We start from the raw sequence: 24,999 nt of genomic DNA on the forward strand, positions 1-24,999 counted from the left end.
GAATTTGTATTACAGGGATATTAGGAATAAATTGGAATGAAGCAATCGATGAATTTTGAGTTTTTAAGAAAAAATTGGCCAGAGCTTGCTGATTTTGGTGCATACGCGGAAGAATACGCGTTTAGCGATCCTCAAAGTGCATTGATTAAACTGCGCTCTTACGGCGAGTTTATGGTGAATTTCATTTATCAAACGCTCAAGTTGCCATGCCTGCCTAAAGCCTCGTTTCACGACAAGTTAGTGGGGGCTGATTTTGTCCTGTTAGCCGACGCTGCCATTTTGGATAAATTCCACATCATTAAAACGCTGGGTAACAAAGCGGCGCACGAAAATAAAGGCACCGATAAAGATGCGGTGTTTGCGGTAAAACAATGTTACCAGTTAGGCGCATGGTTTTATTGTAGCTACCACCAGGCCAAACCCGATGTGATACCCGCCTTTATCGAGTTCACAGCCGATGTCTCACCAGCCCATAACTTAACGAAAAAGCTCGAACAAAAAGAGGAGCTTTACCAGCAAGCCATGGCGGAGCTGGCACGCCAGCAAGAAGCCAATGAAAAACTGCTGGCAGCAGCGAAACAAACTGTTGTTGTGCGCAATGAACCCGCTTTTACCGCCTTTGCTACCAATAGCCAAACCGTTATCAACACCTTAAACCTGAACGAAGCAGAAACCCGCAAATACCTTATCGATTTAGAGCTGCGTGACGTGGGTTGGGATGTTGGTGATAACAACAAGTCGACTGAACAAGTCGGTCAGGAAATTGAAGTTAAACATCAGCCAACCCAAACCGGCAAAGGCTATGCGGATTATGTGCTGTGGGATGATGATGGTTTACCTCTTGCCGTAGTGGAAGCCAAGAAAACCGCCAAAGACGCGCGCCTTGGTAAGAAACAAGCTAAAGACTATGCTGATGCCTTAGAAAAGGATTTCGGTCAGCGCCCAGTGATGTTCTACACCAATGGTCACGACATCTACATTTGGGACGATGTGCAGGGCTATCCGCCGCGCAAAATCTATAGTTTTTATTCCAAAAGCTCATTACAGCATCTGGTGAAGTTTCAGCGCGTTGAAAAGAAAAAGCTCTGTGAGGTCGCTATTGATACCAGTATCGCTGGCCGTCGTTATCAGTTAGAAACGCTTGCGCGTATTCATGAAACTTTTGAGCAAAAACGCCGTAAGGCTTTGGTGGTACAAGCCACAGGCACCGGCAAAACGCGGGTATCAATTGCACTGACTAAGTCACTGATGGATGCCAAATGGGCCAAGCGCATTCTGTTTTTATGTGATCGCAAAGAACTGCGTAAACAAGCCGACAAAGCCTTTGTTGAGTTCCTGGGCGTTAAGCCTTATGTGGTTGGCAAAAGCGATAAAAAGTATCAGGACACCGCCCGGATTTTTATTGCCACTTACCCGGGCATGATGGGCATTTATGAAAAGTTTGATGTAGGGTACTTTGACCTTATCATTGCTGATGAATCGCACCGCTCAATATATAACGTTTTTGGTAACCTGTTTAAGTACTTCGACTGCCTGCAAGTGGGCCTGACGGCAACACCGGTAGAAATGGTATCGCGCTCTACCTGTAAGTTATTTGAGTGTGACTACAAAGAACCAACGGCCAACTACCCGCTGGAAAAAGCTATTGAAGAAGGCCATTTGGTACCCTTTGAAATTGTTAGCATGACCACCAAGTTTATGCGCGAGGGTATGAATCAACGTTCCTTAACTGACGAACAGATTGCAGAGCTAGAAGCGCAGGGCGAAGATCCTAACGAATATGAATTCGAGTCTACCGACATTGATAAAGCGGTGCTTAATAAAGATACTAACCGTCAGGTATTGCGTAATTTGATGACCAACGGCATCAAAGACAAAGATAATCAATTAATCGGCAAAACCATTATCTTTGCCCGCAAGATTGATCACGCGCTTCTATTAAAAGACTTATTCGACAAGATGTATCCGGAGCTCAGTAAGAGCTTTTGTGAAGTTATTCACTCGAAGGAGGATCGTGCCGAAGCGTTAATTGATCAGTTTAAAATCACGGAAGAAGAAAAGGCCAAAGATCCTTCGTTGCCTGACCCCATCACACTAGCGATTTCGGTAGACATGCTGGATACCGGTATCGATGTCCCCAGTGTGGTGAATCTGGTATTTGCAAAACCTGTTAAGTCGAAGGTGAAGTTTTGGCAAATGATTGGCCGTGGCACCCGGCTTTGCAAAGACTTATTTGGCCACGGTAAAGACAAAACCCGTTTTTTGATTTTTGACCACTGGAACAACTTTGACTACTTCGAGTTTTATTACGAAGAAGTTGAGCCATCCAATAGTAAATCGCTGGCGCAAAAACGCTTTGAGCTGCGGTTGCAACTGGCTGAAATCGCATTGAAAAAACTCGAGCTATCAGCGTTTGATATGGCGATTAACCTGGTGCAACAAGACATCAAATCGCTGGATACCCGCAATATCAACATCCGTGATCAGTGGCAGCTAGTTGAACAGCTGTCTGATCTTAAATTATTAAAGCAATTTGCCAAGCCCACCATCGCTATGCTGGAAACCACCATCGCGCCACTGATGGATTGGCTGCTTTTAAATGGCCAAAGTAAAGCCTTTCGCTGGGATTGTTTAATCGCACAAACGCAAACCGAGCTGATAAACAACCCGCAAGCGATTGCCGAACTAAAATTTGAAGTTCAAGCCGTGCTGGAAAGGCTGCCGAAAAACGTGGCGCAGGTACAAGCCAAGGCCATCGAAATTAAATTCCTGATGGATGACAGCAATTGGCAAAGCATCAGCGTTGCTGTGCTGGAGCAACATCGGCTGGCGCTACGCGAAGTGATGTATCTGCTGGAAGGTGAAATTACACCGCCCAATCCTGGCCCTAAATATACCGATGTCAAAGAGGAATATGCGGATATCGAATACCAGGTTAGAGCCGCCAATATTTATACGGTGGATTACAAAATCTATCAGCAAAAAGTACAGGAAGTGCTTGAGCCCATCTTTGACAGCAACCCGGTTATCCAAAAAATTCGCCAAGGTAAAGCCGTCACATTAGAGGAAATTGCCCAGCTAAACGGTATTATTCACGCCAAATACGCCGATTTGGATATCGAAACCTTAAAAACCTTCTATCCCGATACTACCGAGCCACTGGATAAGTTACTGCGTAGCATTGTCGGGATGGATGCCCGCTACATTGAGCAAAGCTTTACCGCCTTGTTACAACATCATCGCATGCCGCCGCAAGCTATGCGGATCATCGATATGTTGATAGGCCATATTGCCCGCAGTGGCGGCATTAAAATGGCTGATCTCGATCAGGCACCTTACAACAAAATCTATGAAGGCATTTTAGGCAGCTCCGAAGGTGACGTGTTCTCGTTCTTAAAAACCTTCGAGCTACCAGCGCCATTAACCAAAGCCGAAATGGCAGCGAAAATATAAAGAAAGTTCCAAATATATACCAAAACCGAATTTGCTTTAGCACCCTTGCTAAGCGACAAATAAGTGAAACAACCAATAAAGAGATTTTTATGATTACGGGCCAGTTAAAAAGCGATATCAACAAGTTATGGGAAGAGTTCTGGACCGGAGGTATCGCGAACCCACTGACAGTGATAGAACAAATCACCTTCCTGATGTATGCCCGCTTGTTAGATTTACACGAACAGCGCGACGAAAAACGGGCCAAATTGCGCGGCATTGCTTTTAAACGCCGCTTTAACGACGACCAGCAACATATCCGCTGGCACCGTTTTATCCATCAGGACAAAGACACCATGCTCAAGCTGGTGCGCGACGAAGTGTTCCCGCATTTTAAAAATGCCTCGGGCGAAGGTTCGTTATTTGCCGAGTTTATGAAAGACGCCCAGTGCATGATCCAAAAGCCAACGCTAATGGAATCCGCGGTCGAGATGATCAACAAATTACCGCTTGAAGACAGCGACACCAAAGGCGATTTGTACGAGTACCTGCTAAGCAAACTCACCACCGCCGGTATTAACGGCCAGTTCCGCACCCCGCGCCATATTATCCGCGCTATGGTTGAAATGTTGGACCCCACAGTCGAAGACCGCATTGTCGACCCAAGCTGCGGCACCGCCGGCTTTTTAACTGTGGCCTATGAGTACCTGCTGGAAAAATACACCTCGCCCGAAGGCGTGCACACTGAGACTGTGGTGGGCGACAACGGCGAAACGCAGCAGGTAAAAATCTACAGTGGCGACTTACTGGTCGAACACCGTGATTACGTCAATTCCGATATGTTCCACGGCTTTGACTTCGACGCCACCATGCTGCGCATTGCCGCCATGAACCTGGTAATGCATGGGGTGACTGAACCTGACGTGCATTATCAGGACACCTTAAGCGGCAGCTTTACCGAGCGTTTCCCCAACCAAAGTAAAGACGCTTACACCATGTGTATCGCCAATCCGCCGTTTAAAGGCTCGCTCGATGAAGAAGACGTCGACCCCGCTATTTTACGCATGGTGAAAACCAAAAAGACTGAACTGTTATTTGTCGCTCAAATTCTGCGTTTACTTAAAAACGGCGGCAAAACTGCCATTATCGTGCCGGACGGCGTGTTATTTGGCTCATCCAACGCCCACCAACAACTGCGCCAGCACATTATTGAAAACAACGAGTTACAAGCAGTGGTGTCGTTGCCATCGGGCGTATTTAAACCTTACGCCGGTGTATCAACTGCCATTTTGTTTATCACCAAAGGCTCACGCACCGACCACGTTTGGTTTTATGACGTGCAAGCCGACGGCATGAGCCTGGATGACAAACGTACGCCAATCAAAGACAACGACCTGCCAGACGTAGTCGCCAAGTTTAAAGCGCGTGATAAAGCCATTGCCGAAACCGCGCAAAACGATCGCAGCCAAAAAGCCTTTTGGGTCAGCAAAGCCGATATCGTTGGCAATAAATACGACCTATCGATTAACCGCTATAAGCAAGTGGTGTATGCCGAGCAGCAGTATGAAGACCCTAAAGTGATCCTGGATAAGCTGGTAGCGCTGGAAAACGATATTTTGGCGGATTTAAAAGCACTGGAGGCCATGCTGTGATTAAGCTTGGTTGCGATAGTTCTTTGCCAAAAGGTTGGCAATGGGTTGATGCCAACTCTGTAATGGACGTTCGTGATGGAACACATGACTCACCAAAGAGTGTAGATACAGGCATTCCGTTAGTAACATCTAAAAACCTCGTTGGCGGGAAGATTGATTTTTCATCATGTAACCTGATTTCTGAGGCTGATCACCTTGCTATATCAAAACGTTCAGCTGTAGATGATGGTGATATTTTATATGCAATGATAGGAACAATTGGGAATCCTGTTATTGTTGAAAAACAGATTGATTTCTCAATAAAAAATGTAGCTTTATTCAAATTTTCAAAAAGTAGTAAGGTCTTCAATCGGTTCATTTACCATTTTTTAAACAGCGATCTTGCTATTCGACAATTTGAGAGTAACTCACGAGGTGGAACACAAAAATTTGTGTCACTTGGGAATATTCGTAGTTTGCAAATCCCACTCCCACCACTAGCCGAGCAAAAACGCATTGCCGCGATACTGGACAAAGCCGACGCCATCCGCCGCAAACGCCAGCAAGCCATCCAACTCGCCGACGACTTCCTTCGCGCCGTGTTTCTGGAAATGTTTGGCGATCCGGTGACGAATCCGAAGGGGTGGGAGGTTAAGCCTTTAAAAGCAATAACGAGCAAAATTGGCAGTGGAGCAACGCCTAAAGGTGGTTCGGAGTCATACCAATCAGAAGGTATTTCATTAATTCGAAGTCTGAATATTCACGATAACGAATTTAGATTCAAGGATTTGGCTTTTATTAATGATGAACAGGCAACAAGACTATCAAACGTCGTCGTTGAAGAAAACGATGTCCTTCTGAATATAACGGGTGCTTCTGTCTGTCGGTGTACAGTTGTTCCTGCTAACGTCTTACCCGCGAGAGTTAACCAACATGTTTGTATAATCAGAGGCAAGAGCGATGTGTATTCAAGTTATTTGATGCACGTACTTATTTCCTCGCCTTACAAACTAATGCTGTTAAAGATGTCAGGCGCAGGTGCTACTCGTGAAGCCTTAACCAAACAACAGATTGAGAACCTGAACATTCCTGTACCGCCAGTAAATATGCAACAGAAATTTGAGGAGGTTCGATTGAAAGTTAATTCGATTCTTGAAAATTCGGATGAATTCGGTAACGAATCATTATTTGAATCGCTAAGTCAAAAAGTCTTCTCCGGCCAGCTATAACTTGAAAAACAAGGATGTTATGAATACCAAACTTACCAGCATTAACGACAAATACCTGCATGCGCTAAGCACCGCAGCGGATTGGCTAACGGTATCGGAATGGGCGCTAAAGGTAGCGGAGCTATTCCCCGATTTACTGGCTAACGCCGATGCGCAAGCGGCTAAACAGAAAAACGATACCACCGGCCTGCGGGAAATAGCCGCCAGGTTAAGCTCGCGGATTTCCAGTGGAGGCTTTGGCAGCCAGATTGAAGTTGATGCCTCTGAGCGGCCAAAAAAGGTGCGCTTTTTAACGCCTACCGAGCAGCAGCAACATGAAGCCGAAGAGGTCGAAGAAGACTTAGCACCACTTCGCCGTATCGACATAATAAAGCGCGATAGTGAACAACTAAGTGTGGCCGAGCAGTATCGTATCGACGAGTTTGAAGCCATTAGCCGCCAACTGAAAACTTACTTTGGGTTGGACTTTGAAGTCGACCATGCCACCGCATTGTTAAACCCCAAAACACCGGGCAAGCACCATCCTGATAATTTGCAGCTATTACTAAAAGCACATAACGCTAAAAAACACGCCAACAACTGGCCACGGTTTAGCTTTGCCGAGCAAAAACAATACATCGAAGCCGCCATAACCTTGCAAAATCTGGTAGCAAGCAGAATGAATGTTGAAGTAGAAACCCGTGTAATGGCGTCACTTTTAAGCCGGTTAGAAGCCGTTTATGGGAGTTGAGGATACCTAATGAGAATTACCAAATTAACACTTACCAACTTCCGTTCGTTTAAGAAGGAGCAGACGATAACGTTTTCTCCAATAACATTGTTATTTGGCCCTAACTCAGTCGGTAAAAGTTCGGTTTTAATGGCGCTGTTTTACCTGCAGCAAATTATTGAGAAGGGTCAATGTAATCCGCAAAGACTTGAGGCGCTGGGCAATAAACTGGTTGGAGGCTTCAAAAATTTAGTAAATGGTCGCGATTTGTCGAAAAGTATCGTGATCCGTGTTGATTATGATAAGCAAGGTGCAATTGGCAGTACTTACGCTAAATCGCTGGATCTTTTAACGGAATCCAGCACGCTGCATGACGTATCTCTATTATTACAAGATCAAGCAGTTGCAACCGAGCAGGTAGGTTTAGAATTTGTAATTGCCTGGTCAAAGCTGCAGAAAACGGCCTATGTGCAAAAGCTTAGTGTCTGGCTAAATAATGAGTTTATCTGTGAGACCTCTTGTGATGAAGGTTTAAAAAACCCTTTAATCACTCAGTTAAATTTGTCGCATGTGCTTTTACTCCCCTCTGACCACGATACATGGCTAGAAACCATGTTGGAAAATAGCGAAGAAGCTATTTGGTCTGGCTGGTATCAGCCAAAGATGGCTTTAAGTAATAGCTCAGAGAAGTTTAGTGAGAATGGCTTAAAGAGTCAGCTGCATGCTGAGCTGAAACATCACAAGATGGTTGGTTTTAAAGCGATTTCTGGAGCACTGCCTAAACCGAATAAACTACTTGAAACAACCATCAGCCACGAAGATTCTGTTGTCACAGCGATTATCAATGAAGCGCTCAGTGAAGTATTGGTATCTCCCCTAGATAATTTACTGGCTATCCTGAATGACAGTCTGTGTATTGGCCCGCTGCGGTGTATTCCCGATTCAACCTATCAGCCAAGCCAGTACCCTCGGCAAGGTGATTGGTATGATGGAAAAGCCTGTTGGGATGAGCTAAGTACGCCTTATTTAATGCGCGACGCTAAAATTAATGAGTGGTTAGCAGACGAAGATAAACTCAATCTGGGTTATCAACTTGTTTATGTAACACGAGATTCAGAAACTCGTTTTATTAAGGCGTCGCTAAATTTTGAGCGTACTGAAGATGTGATGGCAATCAATGACGCGGTCCAAGGTCAGTTGATGGCCAGCTTATCTAAAGAAAACTTAGATGTGAACCCTGAGTCTGAACAGGTGCCTGTCTCGATGGAGTATCTTGAGGAGTTAAGGAAAAACAACGATATATACTCGAGTTTCTATGTCGGTAATGAGATAGATAAGACCTCTTTCGTTTCTCTTTGGGATATTCGCAATCAAATTCCGGTAACAACATCTGATATCGGCGTAGGCATTTCACAATTATTACCATTGATTGTAGCGTCGCAAGATGAAAGAAAAGGAATAATCGCTTGTGAGCAACCAGAATTGCATATTCACCCCAGAGTGCAAGTGGTATTAGGAGATTTATTGCTAGAAAGCTGTAATGATAAATCCTTTCTTATTGAAACACATAGCGAGCATATTATTTTAAGGATTCTCAGACGGATTAGAGAAAGCCATAAAGATTCTGAAGCCAAATATGATCCAATTAATCCCAACGAAATTTCCATAATTTATTTGCAGTCGACTAGCGAAGGAGTCATTACCAAAAAACTTGAGATTACCGATGATGGTGATTTCGAGCACGATTGGCCTGATGGTTTCTTTGATGAGCGTGATGAGGAGCTATTCTGATGTATAAGGAAGTTTCGTTAGATCCGAACTGTCTGAGTCATTATCATTATTATGGCCTGCTTAAAACAGCATTTGGGTTTGAAGCGGGCAGGTATGTCGTTGCACCGCTAAAAGATTGGTTAAGCGAAGCCTATCAAGCGGCTAAAGCGTCAGAACATATTGAGCCCGTCAAGAAAAAATCGATTACAAACTTCCTTAACAAACTGCGTCAGGATAAAGCGCAGGATAAAATCATTATGCCATGCTACCGCTCACATATTAGTGCTGATAGTTGGCTAAATTGGTTGGAGTATCAGCGGGCAGTTAGACCATTCAATTCTGTAATATCGGAGCGCGTAGAAAACGCATTGAGTTTTGAAGACATCATCGCAGGTGACCACAGCTGGACCACTCCACCTACAGTCAGAGTCAAAAAAACAGCTGAAAGTATCGTCGAGGCTTTAAGTTCGCTCCTGAGGTGGGGGGGGAATCTGGTAATTATCGACCAATATTTCAGTCTGGCGGCTAACCCGGTATTAAAGGAGATATTTCGCTTTCTGCAGGCTCATCAACATACCGTAAATATAACACTGGCGACCAGTGTTAATACAGCTAACCCCGAAGCTGTGTTCAAGCGAGAATACGGCGCAAGTTTTAGTTTTATCCCAAAGTTTCATCTGATCGTCGTACCCTCAAAGTTTTTTCACGACAGATATATTTTTACCGAGTTTGGTGCGATTAAATCCGGACAGGGTTTTGATGTTGGTCCTGAACTTGGCGCCCAGGCAGATAAGTTAAGTTTTCATCTGTGTAGTAAGGAAGAGAGTCAGGAGGCCGCTGTGTGGCTAAAACAAATTATCGATGATGGGCGGGCATTATCGCTGGCGCTGAACTAACTAAAAATTTTCACTCTGATGAATTTGTCTTTGGCTTGATGGCAAATCGAGAACTGCTTTGCGGCAATAACCCAGGTAAGGTATTGAGGAAAACGTATGGAACGTATTGTATCTCCACCACGGGCAGAACTTAAGAACCTGCGCCAATCTCTTACGGATGGTGAGTGGATGGTATTTAATTTTTTTGACCGTTATCTTGATCCTGCCTGGGAAATCTATGTTCAACCGCATTTAAATGGATTAAGGCCCGATTTTGTTTTACTTAATCCTGCTGTTGGTATTGCGGTTTTTGAAGTAAAAGACTGGAACTTCAATGCTATGTCTTACTTTATTGAAACCAAGGGAAATAGTGCACCTAAACTTTTGGCAAATGATGGATCTCATACTTTTTTAGTCAATGACAACCCCATTGAGCAGCTTTTTCGATATAAGCGAGAGGTTTTTGAGCTCTATTGTCCAAGGTTGCAGCAAAGGGCGGGTTTTGCTCTGGTTACTGCTGGTGTCATTTTTACCAATGCAGATACAGATCACATTCGGAAGCTATTTCAGCCATCGATGCAATATCGTGCTATGTTGGAATATCCGCAATATACGCCAGTTTCAGGTCGGGACGCTTTAAATAGTGGCGATATTTCAATAGTTTTTCCTGAGAGTAAGCGCAAATACTCCAGATACATGAATACAGAACTGGCAAAGGATTTACGAAACTGGTTGGTTGAACCAGACTTTTCAAAAGCGCAACGCTTGCCGCTAGAGCTTGATGCGAATCAGAGGTTTCTTGTCAACAGCCGGACAAAAACAGGTTACCGCCGTGTCAGAGGGGCTGCGGGCTCGGGCAAATCACTTGTATTGGGAGCAAGGGCTGCAGAGCTGGTCGGCCAAGGCAAAAAGGTTTTAGTGGTCACATTCAATATAACCCTGCTTCATTATCTGATGGATATAGCTGTTCGTTGGCCAAATAAAACGGGGAATACGCGTAAGCAAGTGACTTGGTTAAATTTTCATATGTGGTGCCGTCGAGTGTGTGAGGATGCAGGCTTTGAAAAGGAATACCGAGATCTTTGGGATGAAAACGAAAGCACTGAATTAGTATTAAGTGAGGGCTTACCAAATTTAGTTGAAAAAGCATTAACTAATAAACCTGAATTAATAACTTTCTTTGATGCGATTTTAGTAGATGAAGGCCAGGATTTTTTACCGAAATGGTGGAACTTACTGCGAAAAGTCTGTGTAAAAGATGGTGAGATGTTGCTAGTTGCTGATGTAACACAAGATATCTATGAGACTGCAGGCAACTGGACAGACGATGCTATGACGGGCGCTGGTTTCAGTGGTCCTTGGTCTGAGCTTCCAATCAGTTATCGTTTGCCGCAAGACGCGTTAAAACAAGCAAGCCTTTTTGCTGAACATTTCCTTCCTGGAAAAGACACGATTTTACCCATGAGGCAACAAGATGCTCTTGACCTGGAGCCGACATATTTAAGATGGGTTCAGACCGATGCGGCCTCAGCAATTGAAATTTGTTTGAAAGAAACATTAAGTTTTTTTACCGAAGACACATTTTCAGACATGGCAATTAGTGATACCACTTTTCTTTGCAGCACGCGTGAACAAGGATTTGCCTATGTTAAAGCTATTGGTGCAAAGGGCATTAAATCTGTACATACCTTTGACCCTGATGATCGAGAGTCCAGAAGGCAAAAAGTCGGTTTTTACATGGGCGATGCTAGAGTAAAAGCAACAACGTTACATAGCTTTAAAGGTTGGGAATCGAGGATCTTGGTTGTACTGATTGATGGCAAGCCAAACAGAAAAAATCTTGCCTTAATTTATGCTGGCTTAACCCGGCTTAAAAGGAGCCCCCTTGGAAGTTGCATGACCGTTGTTTGCACTATCCCTGAGTTAGCGGAGTATGGTAAAGGTTGGGCAGGTATTCACAGCTAAACCTTCATTATATTGAACGGTAGTTTTGTTTTGCAGTTGCATTCTCTTTTGGCAGAGAAAAACATAATGTCACAACGAGTAAAACCCTTGCAATTCGTCAAGTGTCATTTTTCTGAAGCCCCGTAAGTACTAATAGCATCTCGGTGGTAATATAATTTGCAGCATTGTAATTTTAATTACTTAATTCTTGTTGTTTTTCATATTGTATTTTAATAGTTAATTGATTTTTAAAGATAAAATTGTATGGCATGACTCCTGAATTATCTCCTGTGACTAACATTTCAAAGGAGGTACAACATGGGTTACGAAGTGGATTTTTTAGGTGTAGGCAGCGAATCTAAAAGTGGCGATGCAATTGCCATTCGGTTTGGTAATTTGTATGGTCGCCGCGACGAACAAACCGTGGTAGTCATCGATGGCGGCTTTAGTAACACAGGCACTGAATTAGTTGAGCATATCCGCACGCATTTTGGTACCGATAGCGTTGACTTGGTCATCAGTTCTCACCCGGATCAAGACCATATCAATGGTCTCGAGGTGCTACTTAACGAGTTACAAGTGAAGGAGCTGTGGCTGCATCAGCCATGGTTACATAACCATAAGCTGGAGGATGAGTTTGCCGATGGTCGCTTAACTGATTCCAGTCTAGGTAAGCGTTTAAAGCAGAATTTGGAGCGTGCATGGTCACTGTCCAAATTAGCAAAGCGCAAAGGTATTATTCTAAAAGAGCCCTTTACCGGTCTGAAGGATAGAACGGGTTCGGTTAAGGTGTTAGGGCCAAGCAAGTCTTACTACGAGTCGCTAATTCCTGATTTTGATGGAATGCCTGCTCGTGCTGAAAGGCGGTTAGTTGCTAATGAAAGCTTGCTAGCTCAAGCCGTTCGTGCAGTGAAAAAATTCTTCGCTGACTGGGGGACCGATCATATTTCCGATGATGGTAAAACCTCTGCCAAGAACAACTCCAGTGTTATTACCCAGCTTATTGTTGACGGTCGCCGCTTGGTATTTACCGCAGATGCGGGCATCCAGGCATTAGAATATGCAGCAGATGAAATAGACGTTTGTGTCTCTGGAGCTGAACTGAAGCTTATCCAGATTCCACATCATGGTAGCCGGCGCAATGTTGGCCCAACAGTGTTAAACCGTCTGATTGGTAGCTCGGTTGTGCAGGGTGCACAAAGTGGCGTGACGGCAATTGCCTCTACCGCCAAAGCGGGCGAGCCAAAGCATCCGCGTAAGTCAGTATTAAATGCGTTTTTGCATCGAGGCGCCAAAGTTGCTGTAACCCGAGGCAATGGGATACGTCACTATCACGATGCCCCTTCTCGTGCTAGCTGGGTCTCAATTGATACTGAGACATACCACTTTTCTTATGAAGAGGAGGTTTAATTATGGCAAGGCTATCCTTAAAAACACAAAACCTTCCAATGTTAGCACTGGTTATTATTGCGCAGGTATCGGTTGCCTATGGCTTCTCTAATCCAGACTTTAGTTGGTCTGCAATAGAGGTGTTTTCACCAGATACAGTAGTTATGGCTTTAATCATGTTGTTAGCAGCTTTATTTAGCAGCCTGTTGCCTGCGTCAGTAAAGCATCAGCTTGTGTATTTTCGGCTTAACAATGTTTTACCGGGCCATCGCTTTATGCAGCTTGCTGCTTACGATCCGCGTATCGATTTGCTTAGTTTACAGCACAAAGTGATGGCATTGATGCCACTTAATGCGCCGCAAGAGCAGCAAAACCGGGTGTGGTATCAGCATATTTATCAGCCATTACAGCATGAGCCGCTGATAAAGGATGCACACAAAGCGTTTTTGCTTTGGCGTGACAGCGTTGTGGTGTCACTGGTTATTGGCTTAATGCTGGCGCTTGGGGTTATTGCAGTGCCAGTAGCTGCTGCTGTCTTTGCCCCAAACTCGTTTTTTGTGTCTGTGTTCTTTGCTTTAGCCTGTGTGCTAGCTGCTCATCACAGTGGCAAAAGAATGGTGACTAATGCTGTTGTCACCTGGCTGATGCTGCCACGTTCTAATCAGAAATAGCGAACTGAAGGAGGGCGAGTTATGGCATTTTTAGTGAATCAAAAATTTGAAGCTGAAGCGGTTCTTATCTCGAATTTATCAGATGGTACACGGTTATTTTTTGCTAAAGGCCGTTTCGACCATTGGTGTATTTACCATGTTCGTAATCAATTTGCTCATGCTGTTCGTGATGAGGAAGTATTTTTCTTGATGCAAAAATATACCACGACATTACAACGCTTTTGGCTATACCGTGATTTTCTAACCGTATTCAAATTAGTGACAAATGACATTAATTATGGTGTAGTCAATAACATAACTCGTATGGCAAAACAGTATGAAGAGCCTAATGAGGTGCAGTTTATTCTAACTTTTCTTTACGCAGGTATGGTGGCCGAAGAAAATAAACAGAATGCCATTTTAAAAAAATACATCAAACGGCTCGGTGTGCACCAGTTACTTATAGAGTGCATGCCAGCCAGGATGGCAGCAAATTACTCACGGCAGAAAAAATGGCGGGAATTGCAGCTTGAATGTGAAGCTAGGGGCTTCTTTAGTCAAGAAGCTGCGTTGAAGTTAATTGCATAAAAGGGATTTGTGAATTGATAGCATTAGAAGATCTTAACAGGTGGACCAGTTCTTTACTTAAGAGTAGGCAGGACGTCCCTTTGGGTAGTCCATTATGGGCATACAAAATAACAGATAATGAGTTAGAAAATCTGCAAACCATCTTGCAGCGATTATTTTCCACAGTAAACATTAGCTTGCTTTTTAACAGGTATAGCGGCAGCTTGGGATGCCCATTAGTCCTTTATTTTTCAACTTGGCTTCAAAGAAATACCCAAAAAAGGCCAACTTGGGAAAGTGTTACATCAAGTATTTGCCTGGACTATAACTCAAGTAGTAGGGGATTGATTGTTGATTGCGTTAAAAGCGGATTTAAGAAACTTGGTATAAAAATACATGTCACTCAGAGTCACCGATATTTAGATACTCTATATTGTCACGGTGGCTTCCCACGTGCTGATTTGCTTGGTATTTCTCATACCAATCTATCTGAATATTTTGAAGAAGTTTTGAATCATTATGCAGCATTCTCGCACGCAACTTCAATTAATGAAGTTGCTCAGGATAGGTTGTCTAATTTACCAGAAACTCTGAGACAACAACCTTTTGCTGAGCTCGCTTCTTCTCTAATTTCTTGTTTAATTGAATTCAGGGACAGATATAAGCTTTATGTATCCTCTGAGCCATTAGCAATATTGGAGATGAAAAATCCAAATTGGCGTGACCAGCTTCCATTTTTGGTCATTGATGATGAAGCTAAGAGACTTATAAATAAGTTACTAAAAAAAACAAGTCAAGTTGTCAAACGTTCGCAGAATCCAGTCAGATTAAAGCGCTATCTTACAGAGCGTGAAAACGTATTTAACTTGGTAAGTGAGATATATGTTAATCACACAATCCATCCTTCCGATTTGAAAAATGTGTTTTCAGTTCAGTCACTACCTAATTTTTTTGATTTATTCACCGTTACGGAAGATGGAAAACGTTATAGAACAGCAAGTTTTCATTTTGTAACTGGAGCTCAACCAAGATGGATTGTATCAGAGCTTGGACGCGCAATTACTGGCGAAGATGCATCAAAAGAGTTGACATACGAGTTGTATTCGGATGGTGAGTGTATTTGTGCCGGTGCTTATCGTAATGGCGAACGATTTGATGAACGCGTACCTTGGATTTTTGACGCTGATGGACAGATTTATAATTTTCTGGGGAGCGCTAGCGTTCGTAGTTCCCTGCCTTCAGTATTTATTGCAAGTAGCTCTGAGCCAATGCATTTCAACCAAAATGCAAATATCGACTATGTTGGATATCTTAGTTCCACCTCACGCAAGTTATATAAGGTCAGTGGACACGTAAGAATATCATCGGTATTTGGCGATTTTCATGTTCGAACCAGTTCAAAGCAGACTAAAACTGTATATATCAATGTGAAGGGGAAAATATTTTCAGATGTTATTTCAGATAAACCTGTTTATATCGGTAAGCCTAACCTTGTATTTGATGAGTCCAGCTCTAGCAATGTTTTTAATAAAAAAGAGTTTTTTTGGTTAAATGGCAAAGGAGATCCTAAGCCTTACTTTGACTTAAAAGATAGTTGTGGTGTTGGGGCTATTGTAAGAGTTATTGATGGTGAGGTTGTCTGGATCTATGAATGTATTTTTTTGCATGAGGCATTCTCTGCTGAACTTATTAACATCGGGAAAGGTGTTTTTGAAGTAAAACTTTCTGGGTTGGAAAACGGTCAGGTTGGTTTAACTCCCGGTCAAAGTGCCATGATGATGAGCGAACCAGAAGTTATCGCTGGCTATACATTTTGTGACATTCAATTGACTGATATTTTAACTGACAGCGTTGAGTTCAATCTTTTTTGGTTAAAGAATCCAGATGTTATTATTAAGATCCGGCTACCGGTTGATATTAACGCTATCTCACTTATCACAAGAAATGGCCATATATATCGGGAGGCTGAGGCCGGAGGATTATCTGCTGAAGACTTGATCAACTGCACATTAAAGCTAAAGACTGATTCTGATGTTCTTCGAGTAAAAGCCGATTTACATACAGTTAGAGGTTGTGAAGCAACGGTTTCACAAGAAATGAACCTTAATGTAGCAGGCGCCAGCAAAACGTTATCTGCTAGAGCGGTTGCAAATCTTGCATTACGGCTTTTTAGACACGGCACAAACCCTAGTGATACGGTAAAATTGACCTTTTATTCAAACAATGAAGTGTTGGAAAGTCAGTTACCTTTGATCTCTAGGTTTAAATATTCACCTGTAATCCGCGAAAAATCTGCATACATTAGAAAAACATTACATTTAATGAGAGAGTTTAAGCAATGGAATGTGAAACTGAGCCCTACTTGGGATCTTGAAAGCGATGGTTACAAACTTGAGTGTATTGATCGCCCTGGAGACTTCATTGAGATTCCTCTTCCAGAGCTGGATGAATATGGGCGCTGGTTGTTATGGGCTCCTGGACAAGACAATATAAAGCCTACAGTGGTAGAGTTTGAAATCCCTCTTGTAAGAAAGAAAGTAGATAACCTTGGAGCTATTGGGTATGCACTTAAATCTGCATATCAGTCTTCGCAAGGGATCACTGACTTTGATGAAAGCTTAAAAGTTGATTCTCTCCAGTATGCAATAAAGTACCTAAAAAGGTATGGCTCAAGGGGAGAGATCGACTTTTCTTCACTGGATCGTGTGCTAACAAAAATGGCGAACGATGCGGAGCATGAAGGATGGGCTTATTTTAATAGGCTAGTTGATTTAATTGAGGAAATTGAACCTAGTAACTTTCATGCCCTTAAGCGCTTAATGATTCATCCGTCATGCTTAACGTTACTATTACTTAGGGATAAGTCGAAATTTCATAAGGTCTGGGAGCTTGCAGATTACTTGCCTTTTGAGTGGGCGATTATTCCAATTGAAGCATGGATTAAAGCGATCGACTTAGTTAAACAAAAAAGTTTGATGCACCTAGGGGAGTTAAAAATATCGGCTCCAGCCATTTATGCTGAGATCCAGAAGGGGCTTTTCAATGAGCTCATATCAAAAGGTGACTATTTCGCCACACTAGTTGATATCGCGTTGGTGACATATAGTCCGAGTAGGCAAATATGGGCTGATACCAGAGGGTGCAACGATGCTAGTTCTTTTATTGGAACGCGATTTTTAGCTGCAAGAGCGAAATTGTTTGAGCGGCACCATCACAAACTAATGAGCCTATCGCAATCAAAGAAAAAAGATCTTGAGTTAATCGAATGTATCGATAGGGTCTGGCCTACGAGCATTTTACCTGCAGATCTTCGCGGTTTTTTTTCATGTAAAAATGAGCAAAATGAGGTTGTTAGGCGTGCTCATAAACTTACGATTGAATTGCCTTTGAAACTAGCATTTTACAATTTGGGCATTTTTCAACAGCCGCTTCCTACTTGGACATTAAGCGCATTGAGTTTTGCGTTAAGTCAGCTTCAACATTTTGACAGGGGTTGGATGCAGGAGGCTATGTCTCTGGCAACTAGTGCTGCTTATTCCGCTTTATCTAATTCAAGAATGACAGTAGTCGGATAAAATTATAGGTTTTGAAATGTCGAAAAAAAGTATTTCTTTGACAAATGTATACAAGGCTGTTTCGTCTGTGTCGGTTGATGCCGTTCTTAATCAACTGAATTTTAGGCATGTCAGTTTGCGAAGTTATTTGCGAGCTCTCTTTTCTAGTCAGCAGAATAGTGATGGCTTTTTAGCCGATCCTGTAATTGAGGCAACTTTTGGATGGTATTCAGCTAATGAAACCATGTATGAATTAGCTGAACAAAATGAAATTTCATACAAACTTGTTGATTGTATGGATGGCGCTTTTGCACCTGATACTGAACAGCAAAGGAAAAAGGACGAAGAACAAGCAAAAACTCGTTTGGGATACGCGGCTGATATTGATGAAGATTACAGCTGGCCTGTTAATAGACCACCATACCTCCATCAGCTAGAGGCCTGGAGAGTTTTAAATCAAAAACAGCCACGCTCTGCGGTGGTGACTTCAGGTACGGGATCGGGTAAGACCGAGTGTTTCTTAGTGCCACTACTTAATGATTTGGCTAGGCAGGTAGAGCAACAGGATTCACAGCTTATCGGTGTTCAGGCCATCATGCTTTATCCATTAAATGCGTTAATCAATTCTCAGCAAGAGCGGTTAAGTGCTTGGACAAGAGGTTTTGATGGAAAAATCAGATATGCACTCTACACGGGAGAGACAGAAAACACTGCGCCACCAAAAGCGACTAAGACATTTAAACAAAATAAACCTGAAAAAGTGGAGTATCGAGAGGAGATTAGAAGTGCGCCTCCACCAATATTAGTAACAAACTCTACGATCCTGGAATATATGCTCGTTAGACCGATAGATCGAGAGATCTTATCAAAATCCAGAGGGAAACTGAGATGGATTATTTTGGACGAAGCACATACCTTAGTGGGCACACAAGCAGCGGAAATTTCGATGTTGCTGCGAAGAACGATGATTGCATTTGATGTAAAACCTGAGGATGTTAGGTTTGTAGCAACGTCGGCAACGATAGGAGATGCTAAAGATTGGCAGCAAACTGAGAAGCTACTAAAAGAGTTTCTTGCTGGGCTTGCTGGTGTTTCTCCCGCGCAGGTCTCTGTAGTAAGGGGGAAGCGTTTTATACCGTCAATTCCAGATGATAACGAGGTTGCCGGTAATATCTCGATTTCTGATTTTCAGGGTATAAGCAGCGGCGATGCATTCAATCTGTTATGTCAGATACCCTTAATGAGACGACTTCGCCAACAACTCATTCAATCACCAATGACGTTAAATGAGGTTGCAAAAGCGCTTTATCCAGATATTGAATTCATAGGAGCTAAACACAGGGATAACGCCCTAAAGTTGATCGATGTTGCAACTGATGCTTATCCAGATGGAAATACTGACCATGAAGCGTTCTTCCCAATAAGAGCGCACCTGTTTCATCGAGCACAACGTGGGCTATGGGCGTGTGTTGACCCTAACTGTGTTCACAAACGTGGAACGGAATTAGAAGCTGAATGGCCCTTTGGTCGTGTTTTTGTTACTGAGCGACATAAATGTTTAGAAGGCTGTGGTGCTCCGGTATTTGAATTAACACACTGTAAGGATTGTAGAGAGCCGTCGCTTGCCGCATCGCTCGTTCTTGATATGCATGGAAATAGGATTCTGCACTCAAGAGAGCAAGATGACCTTGATGAATATTCGGATGACATAGAAGAAGGCCATGAAGATGAACCAAATCAAACGGCGTACAAGATAAAAAATAATGTGCAGGTTTTCAGTTCTCAGTCTGCTGATTTACAACGATTTAAAGCGGTTGGTGCAGCAGTTGATGCTTACTTAGTTCGAGATACACGACAAGTTAAGGAAAAATCTGGCGATAGTATTTCTATTCGGTACAGTGTTGCACATAGAGACTCCCCACTACGTTGTGCTTGTTGCGATGCTACTGAAGCCATTCCAAATTCAACCTTTAAAAGGGCGTTACTAGGCGCGCCATTTTTGATGGCGAATATTGTGCCTGAGCTATTGCGTCATATTCCTCGAAAGAATGAAGACTCTTTGGTTGGTGCTCGGCTTATTACCTTTACCGATAGTCGGCAAGGAACTGCAAGGTTTTCAGCGAAGCTACAGCTGGATTCTGAGAGAAAGTGGTGCCGCTCTAAAATTTACCGTGAAATTGCCAGTCGTAGCTCTGCAATTAATCTGGACAGTGATCCCCAAATTAAAAGCTATAGAGATGCATTAAAATTTGTTCCTGAAGGTGATGGACAAAAGGGCATTTTAGATTTAATCAGGGCAAGAGAGGCTGAACTTAGTAAAGCATCGTTCAAGTTATCCTGGAATGAGGCTGTGGCGTTATTGGCTAATGCTGATGAGTTAAAGCTTATGGCCGGAGAGCTTGATGTCGAAGATTACATGTTACCTGGTGAATATAAAAACAGAGATAATAGGTTTGATAACACCAAGCAGCTTGCAGAGCTATTTATACTAAGAGAGTTTGCTCGCAGACCTAAAAATGCCAACAACTTGGAAACGCTTGGATTAGTTAAATTAGTTTATCCTGGACTGGATAACATTACTGAAGAGGAGTTGAGAGTTGGTTGTCCTGTTTGGTTTAACTTGGGTCTTAATCTGGAGGATTGGAAGAGTTACCTAAAAATTATTATTGATTTTTACATACGGGAAAACACCCTTGTTGATATTCATTCATATCAAGTCAACTGGATGGGCGGTAAATTGTACGCTCGGCTGTTGCAAGGTCCAAACTTTGAAGCTTCAACTGAAGAGCAAAGCAGAGCCGTTTGGGCCTTTCCATCAGTTAATAAAGGAAATCAGCATAAGTTAGTGCGTATGCTGGAACTTCACAGTAAGAAGGTGGCAAAGGATGATCCCGAGCTCTTCAACGCTGTTTTGACTTTTGCATGGAATACACTAAAAAACAAAAATATCATCGAGTTTTATAAAGACGAAACTAGAGAGTGGCGTAATGGCTATCATTTAAAATTTTCTAAAGCAGTTTCTTTTGAGCTTACCAAGACCGCTTCATTGTGCCCTATTACCAAAAGATGGCTAGATACAACGTTTAGAGATATATCACCGTATCTGACAAGTAAAACCTCATTAGAAGATTGTTTAGTGGCGAGTAGGCTACAGACTATCCCTCATCCTCAGGCTGATTTGCTGGCAAGTGAGAGCTCACAAAACTTACGTGATTGGGTGGGAAGTAACGAGATTATTATCACCAGAAAAAATGAAGGTAGCTGGAGAGATGTTGCTGATGCAGTGTTTTTACCTCCGGCAATGATGCGTTCAGCAGAACACTCTGCACAGCAATATACAGAAAATTTGAAGCTATTTGAGAAGGCATTTAAGAAAGATTTTTTGAATGTATTAAACTGCTCAACGACTATGGAAATGGGGGTAGATATTGGTTCCTTAACCATGGTCGCTATGAATAATGCTCCGCCGTCAACCGCGAATTACCTTCAACGCGCTGGTCGAGCTGGTCGTCGCGGGGAAAGTACATCAGTTGTTTTTACATTTTGCAAAGCAACGCCTCATGGTGAAAGAATTTTTGCTAACCCTAAGTGGCCTTTCGATACGCCCATTCCAGTACCGAAAGTTGCACTAGAAAGTGTGCCAATTGTAAGTAGGCATATAAATGCATTTCTGCTCTCTACTTATTTAAATACCAAGTTCAGTAAAGAGAACTTACCTCAGTTAAAAGCAGGAAAGTTTTTTACGTCAGACACTGACACAGCACTGTTTGAGCGATTTATCTATTGGTTATCGCATGAAGCAGCCGGCAATAAAATTATTACCGAGAGTTTGGAGTTATTGGTTAACAGTAGCGGGCTCGCAGGCTACTCGTCAGCTTTATTAATTGAGAATTCTTTAGTGACGATTAGAGATGCCTCAACGCATTGGCTGAAGCGCTGGCAAGCGCTATCTGAAGAAATTCAGAAGTCAGGGCAGGATGATTCGGGAGCTAAACGCCGATTAATAAAGCAGAAAGAATCAATGGAGAAAGAACCTCTTCTCAGTGAGCTGACATCCAGAGCTTTTTTACCAGGATATGGATTCCCTGTAAATGTTGTTGAGCTGATTACCAACAACAGGATGGAAAGAACAAAAGATATTAAAGGTTATCCCTCAAGAGGGCTAGCAACAGCTATCAGGGAGTTTTCACCTGGAAGCGATATAGTCCTTAACGGTGCGGTTTATCGTTCGATGGGGCTACAGTTATCGTGGACCTCGCCAAATAATCAGCATGAATTATCCAAAATACAAAAGTTGCGAAATGTTGTGCATTGTGAGGAGTGTGGCTTTTGTCAGGCCGAAATGAATAGCGGGATAGACTTAAGAAATTGCCCAGATTGTGGCTCTAACAAACTTAAATCCATGGAATACATTGTGCCGGATGGGTTTAAAGTTGATTATGCTACTCAGCTTCATAATGATTATACTCAGCCTCACTACGCGCCCTATATAGAGCCTTTAATTTCAATGACTGATGTGTCATGGCAGGCGTTAAATCGGCCTGAATTTGGTCGGTTTAAGGTTTCCGATAAAGGTAATTTGTTTTATTACAATAATGGTAACGGCGGAGGGTATGCACTTTGTTGGAGTTGTGGCCGTATGGAACCATTAGCAATAAAAAACACTGAAGGTAGAACCTTCATAGATTTAGACAACCCTGCCCGCTTGTTAAGTAGTAAAGAGCATCCGAGGCTCTCTGGTGCTGCAATTGACGGAAATACAAAATGTCTAAAGAGTGATTGGAGTATAAAAGTCAGTTCTGCTCAACAACAAGACGGTCTTTTACATACCCCTTTTGTTCTAGGATTTAATAGTTTAACGAGCATGTTCGAGTTACAACTTCGCAACCCACTTACCCATGAGTGGATATCTGATAAAAAGTTACTGTTCAGTTTAGGCGCAGCGCTGAGGCAAGTGTATTGCGAGAAAAAGGGTATCTCGACCTCTGAACTGGGCATTTCTGTGTACTCCCGAAATGTTGCTTCTGCAGATAATGAATCAGTATGTAGTCTCTATCTTTATGATACAGCCGAGCAGGGTGCTGGGTATGCGTCATCTATTCCTGAAATTCTGCCAGAAATGTTTAGTGAGATATTAAAGTTTGCAGCTGAATGTCCTGCTGCATGTGATGCGTACTGTCATGCCTGTCTTCTAGATTATGACACTCAGCACCATGCTGATAAACTTGATAGAAAATTATTGATCAGCTTTTTTGAAGAAACCAAATTTCATAAACGATTTAAAGTTGAACAAAATCGTGCATTTTTTGGCGAGCGGTCTATTCCAGAATTAAATAGTGTTGAGCAACTTATTTCTCTGAAAGGGCGATCCTCTCTCAGTATTGATTTATTTATATCTGGTTCAGAATGGGACTTTGCGGAGTCCCCCGTTCTAGCAAAAATTCAAGACTTCAGAGGCGTATCTATTCGTCTTCTCATAACAGAAGAGGTGAGTAAGACATTTACACCCAACCTCGCTTGGCAACTTAGAGCTAAATTACCACCAAGTGTGGAAATTGAGATTTATCAACATCCAATTGAACTCTCAAAAAATGCATTTCCAATCTTGAGAATGGCATTCACTGATGGAGACTATTGGTTTGCTACAGATGACATCTCACAAATTTCTTGTAATCCGAATTGGGGGGCTAGCGTTAAGTCATCATTAGTTGCTGCCAAGCCGATGAACATCAATCTGAAAACACGGCTATTCGACCTTGAAAAACTTGCTCTTAAGTCAGAACTAGTGAGTAACATTGCGTTGATTGATGACATAGCAACACAAGTAAATGTATGTTTTAGTTCTTTTGGAAAAGCATTATTTAGTCTTTTCCAGGCTAATGTTTCTGACTTTAATGAGCTGTTCTCAATAGGTATTGAACATATTTCCTATAGTGATCGTTATTTATTCAGCCCACTAAGTATGGGGCTGGCAATATCGATGTTTGCTCACTTCAAAGAAGCTTTTGGGGTTGATGAGTTTGAGATTATAACTGCTTATCCAAATTCTACTCACGATAAACGACCATACTGCATAGCTGATAACTTCAAAGATACTGATCAGGTGAATGATTTTATTGAGATTGCAAGTACACACTATGGCATATCTGTATATTCTGAATTTGCTGATAAACATCAGCTTGATCACGGAAGATGTCTAATGATCAAACTTAAGAACGGCGATGTAGTTAAATTCTTATTTGATCAGGGAATGGGGTTTTGGTCAACAAGACGCCCTTACAGTCGTATTCAATTTGATTTCGACGATGTTGCCAAAACGGATCTTTCAACTTGGGATTTTGAATTAGCATCAGCAGGCGGAAACAGTTATATAGTTATTCATAAAGGAAATTAGTAATTAAATAAGACGGCATTGATTCAGTGCTGTCTTAATATTACACCCTTTTTATTCTTATAACGTTGAGATGATTGACGGGATGCCTACGACAATATGATTTGAAATAATTTATCGCCAGTATTTAGATATTTATATTGAATCCATGATGGTTTTTAGGTATTCATACCAATAGCTAATGGTTAGTTATCGTATTACAAAGGAGTGTAGTTATGGAATACCAACATTTATCTTGCTTTTCTAGCTGCCTCACTTCTCTATTTTTAGAGTATTTACACCAATATTTAGGATGTAAAGAATTCTTATTTTCATTTGAATACACCGTAACTCTGTTCAATATTAAACCAATATCAAACTGTAATAAAGTTTACTGCTTTGTATTTTATTTTACTGTGAAGGGTGATGCACCTCTCCTTATTCCATTGATTTTTAAAGATAAATTATTTGGCTTGTATCCTGCAAATATCTATCCAGCAAATTCAATGAGGGAAGCAGGATGAGTAGTCAAAAGCAATACAACTTTACTTTTGGTCAACCAGTAATCAGTGCTCATGCTCGTAAGCGAATGAATTTACGGGGGATGAATGAGCGAGAAATTCGTTTAGCTCTTAAGTATGGACGAAAAGTTTATTCGCGCAGAACTGTCTTTCATGTGATTGGTAAAAAAGAAATTAGGAAATTTGCAAGTGAGTGCCCTGAATTGAAAGAACTTGATGGGTTGCACGTGCTTACAGTGCCGGATACCTGCACTGTTCTAACTACTTATCGTAACCATGATTTACGCCAATTAAGGCCAAGTAAAAGAAAGCATAAGCATCTACATTAATTTTTAATCATTATTTCTAAGGAGTTAGT

General features: G+C 42.2%; 14 protein-coding genes. All 14 read left to right on the forward strand.

Going from position 1 to position 24,999, the window contains the following annotated elements; genetic code table 11:
• Nucleotides 1-36 precede the first annotated feature (36 nt).
• The 14 genes from IE163_RS14095 to IE163_RS14160 all read left to right on the forward strand — a co-directional run bounded on the left by IE163_RS14095 (nt 37) and on the right by IE163_RS14160 (nt 24,970).
• Complete coding sequence (locus tag IE163_RS14095) at nt 37-3,453, forward strand: type I restriction endonuclease subunit R (protein WP_189433630.1); 3,417 nt, start codon at nt 37-39, stop codon at nt 3,451-3,453.
• Nucleotides 3,454-3,542: 89 nt separating this feature from the next.
• Nucleotides 3,543-5,084 (forward strand): class I SAM-dependent DNA methyltransferase, encoded by a 1,542-nt coding sequence (locus IE163_RS14100; RefSeq protein WP_189433631.1) that lies wholly within the window; start codon nt 3,543-3,545, stop codon nt 5,082-5,084.
• Nucleotides 5,081-6,292, forward strand: a complete 1,212-nt coding sequence (locus IE163_RS14105) for a restriction endonuclease subunit S (RefSeq protein WP_189433632.1) — start codon at nt 5,081-5,083, stop codon at nt 6,290-6,292. The genes IE163_RS14100 and IE163_RS14105 overlap by 4 nt, the downstream gene beginning before the upstream one ends.
• A 19-nt stretch (nt 6,293-6,311) precedes the next feature.
• Nucleotides 6,312-7,022: an HNH endonuclease signature motif containing protein gene (locus IE163_RS14110; RefSeq protein ID WP_189433633.1), complete on the forward strand. Its 711-nt coding sequence runs from the start codon at nt 6,312-6,314 to the stop codon at nt 7,020-7,022.
• Nucleotides 7,023-7,031: 9 nt separating this feature from the next.
• Nucleotides 7,032-8,792 (forward strand): DUF3696 domain-containing protein, encoded by a 1,761-nt coding sequence (locus tag IE163_RS14115; protein WP_189433634.1) that lies wholly within the window; start codon nt 7,032-7,034, stop codon nt 8,790-8,792.
• Entirely contained in the window at nt 8,792-9,667 is an 876-nt protein-coding gene (locus IE163_RS14120; protein WP_189433635.1) for a hypothetical protein, read from the forward strand. Before IE163_RS14115 ends, IE163_RS14120 begins: the two co-directional genes overlap by 1 nt.
• A gap of 96 nt (nt 9,668-9,763) precedes the next feature.
• Nucleotides 9,764-11,611: a DEAD/DEAH box helicase gene (locus tag IE163_RS14125; protein WP_189433636.1), complete on the forward strand. Its 1,848-nt coding sequence runs from the start codon at nt 9,764-9,766 to the stop codon at nt 11,609-11,611.
• Between the two features lie 297 nt (nt 11,612-11,908).
• Nucleotides 11,909-13,000, forward strand: a complete 1,092-nt coding sequence (locus tag IE163_RS14130) for a ComEC/Rec2 family competence protein (RefSeq protein ID WP_189433637.1) — start codon at nt 11,909-11,911, stop codon at nt 12,998-13,000.
• Between the two features lie 2 nt (nt 13,001-13,002).
• Complete coding sequence (locus tag IE163_RS14135; protein ID WP_189433638.1) at nt 13,003-13,650, forward strand: hypothetical protein; 648 nt, start codon at nt 13,003-13,005, stop codon at nt 13,648-13,650.
• Between the two features lie 21 nt (nt 13,651-13,671).
• Nucleotides 13,672-14,217: a DUF7004 family protein gene (locus IE163_RS14140; RefSeq protein ID WP_189433639.1), complete on the forward strand. Its 546-nt coding sequence runs from the start codon at nt 13,672-13,674 to the stop codon at nt 14,215-14,217.
• Between the two features lie 14 nt (nt 14,218-14,231).
• Nucleotides 14,232-17,771, forward strand: a complete 3,540-nt coding sequence (locus IE163_RS14145) for an STY4851/ECs_5259 family protein (RefSeq protein WP_268248632.1) — start codon at nt 14,232-14,234, stop codon at nt 17,769-17,771.
• A 16-nt stretch (nt 17,772-17,787) separates the two neighbouring features.
• Nucleotides 17,788-24,144: a DEAD/DEAH box helicase gene (locus tag IE163_RS14150; RefSeq protein WP_189433641.1), complete on the forward strand. Its 6,357-nt coding sequence runs from the start codon at nt 17,788-17,790 to the stop codon at nt 24,142-24,144.
• A gap of 212 nt (nt 24,145-24,356) precedes the next feature.
• Nucleotides 24,357-24,644, forward strand: coding sequence for a hypothetical protein (locus IE163_RS14155; RefSeq protein WP_189433642.1), 288 nt, complete (start codon nt 24,357-24,359; stop codon nt 24,642-24,644).
• A complete protein-coding gene (locus tag IE163_RS14160; protein ID WP_189433643.1) occupies nt 24,641-24,970 on the forward strand; it encodes a DUF4258 domain-containing protein in 330 nt (109 codons plus the stop codon). Before IE163_RS14155 ends, IE163_RS14160 begins: the two co-directional genes overlap by 4 nt.
• The last annotated feature ends 29 nt before the right edge of the window (nt 24,971-24,999 follow it).

Source organism: Alishewanella longhuensis, assembly GCF_014653435.1.
In the GTDB taxonomy this organism is placed as follows: domain Bacteria; phylum Pseudomonadota; class Gammaproteobacteria; order Enterobacterales; family Alteromonadaceae; genus Alishewanella; species Alishewanella longhuensis.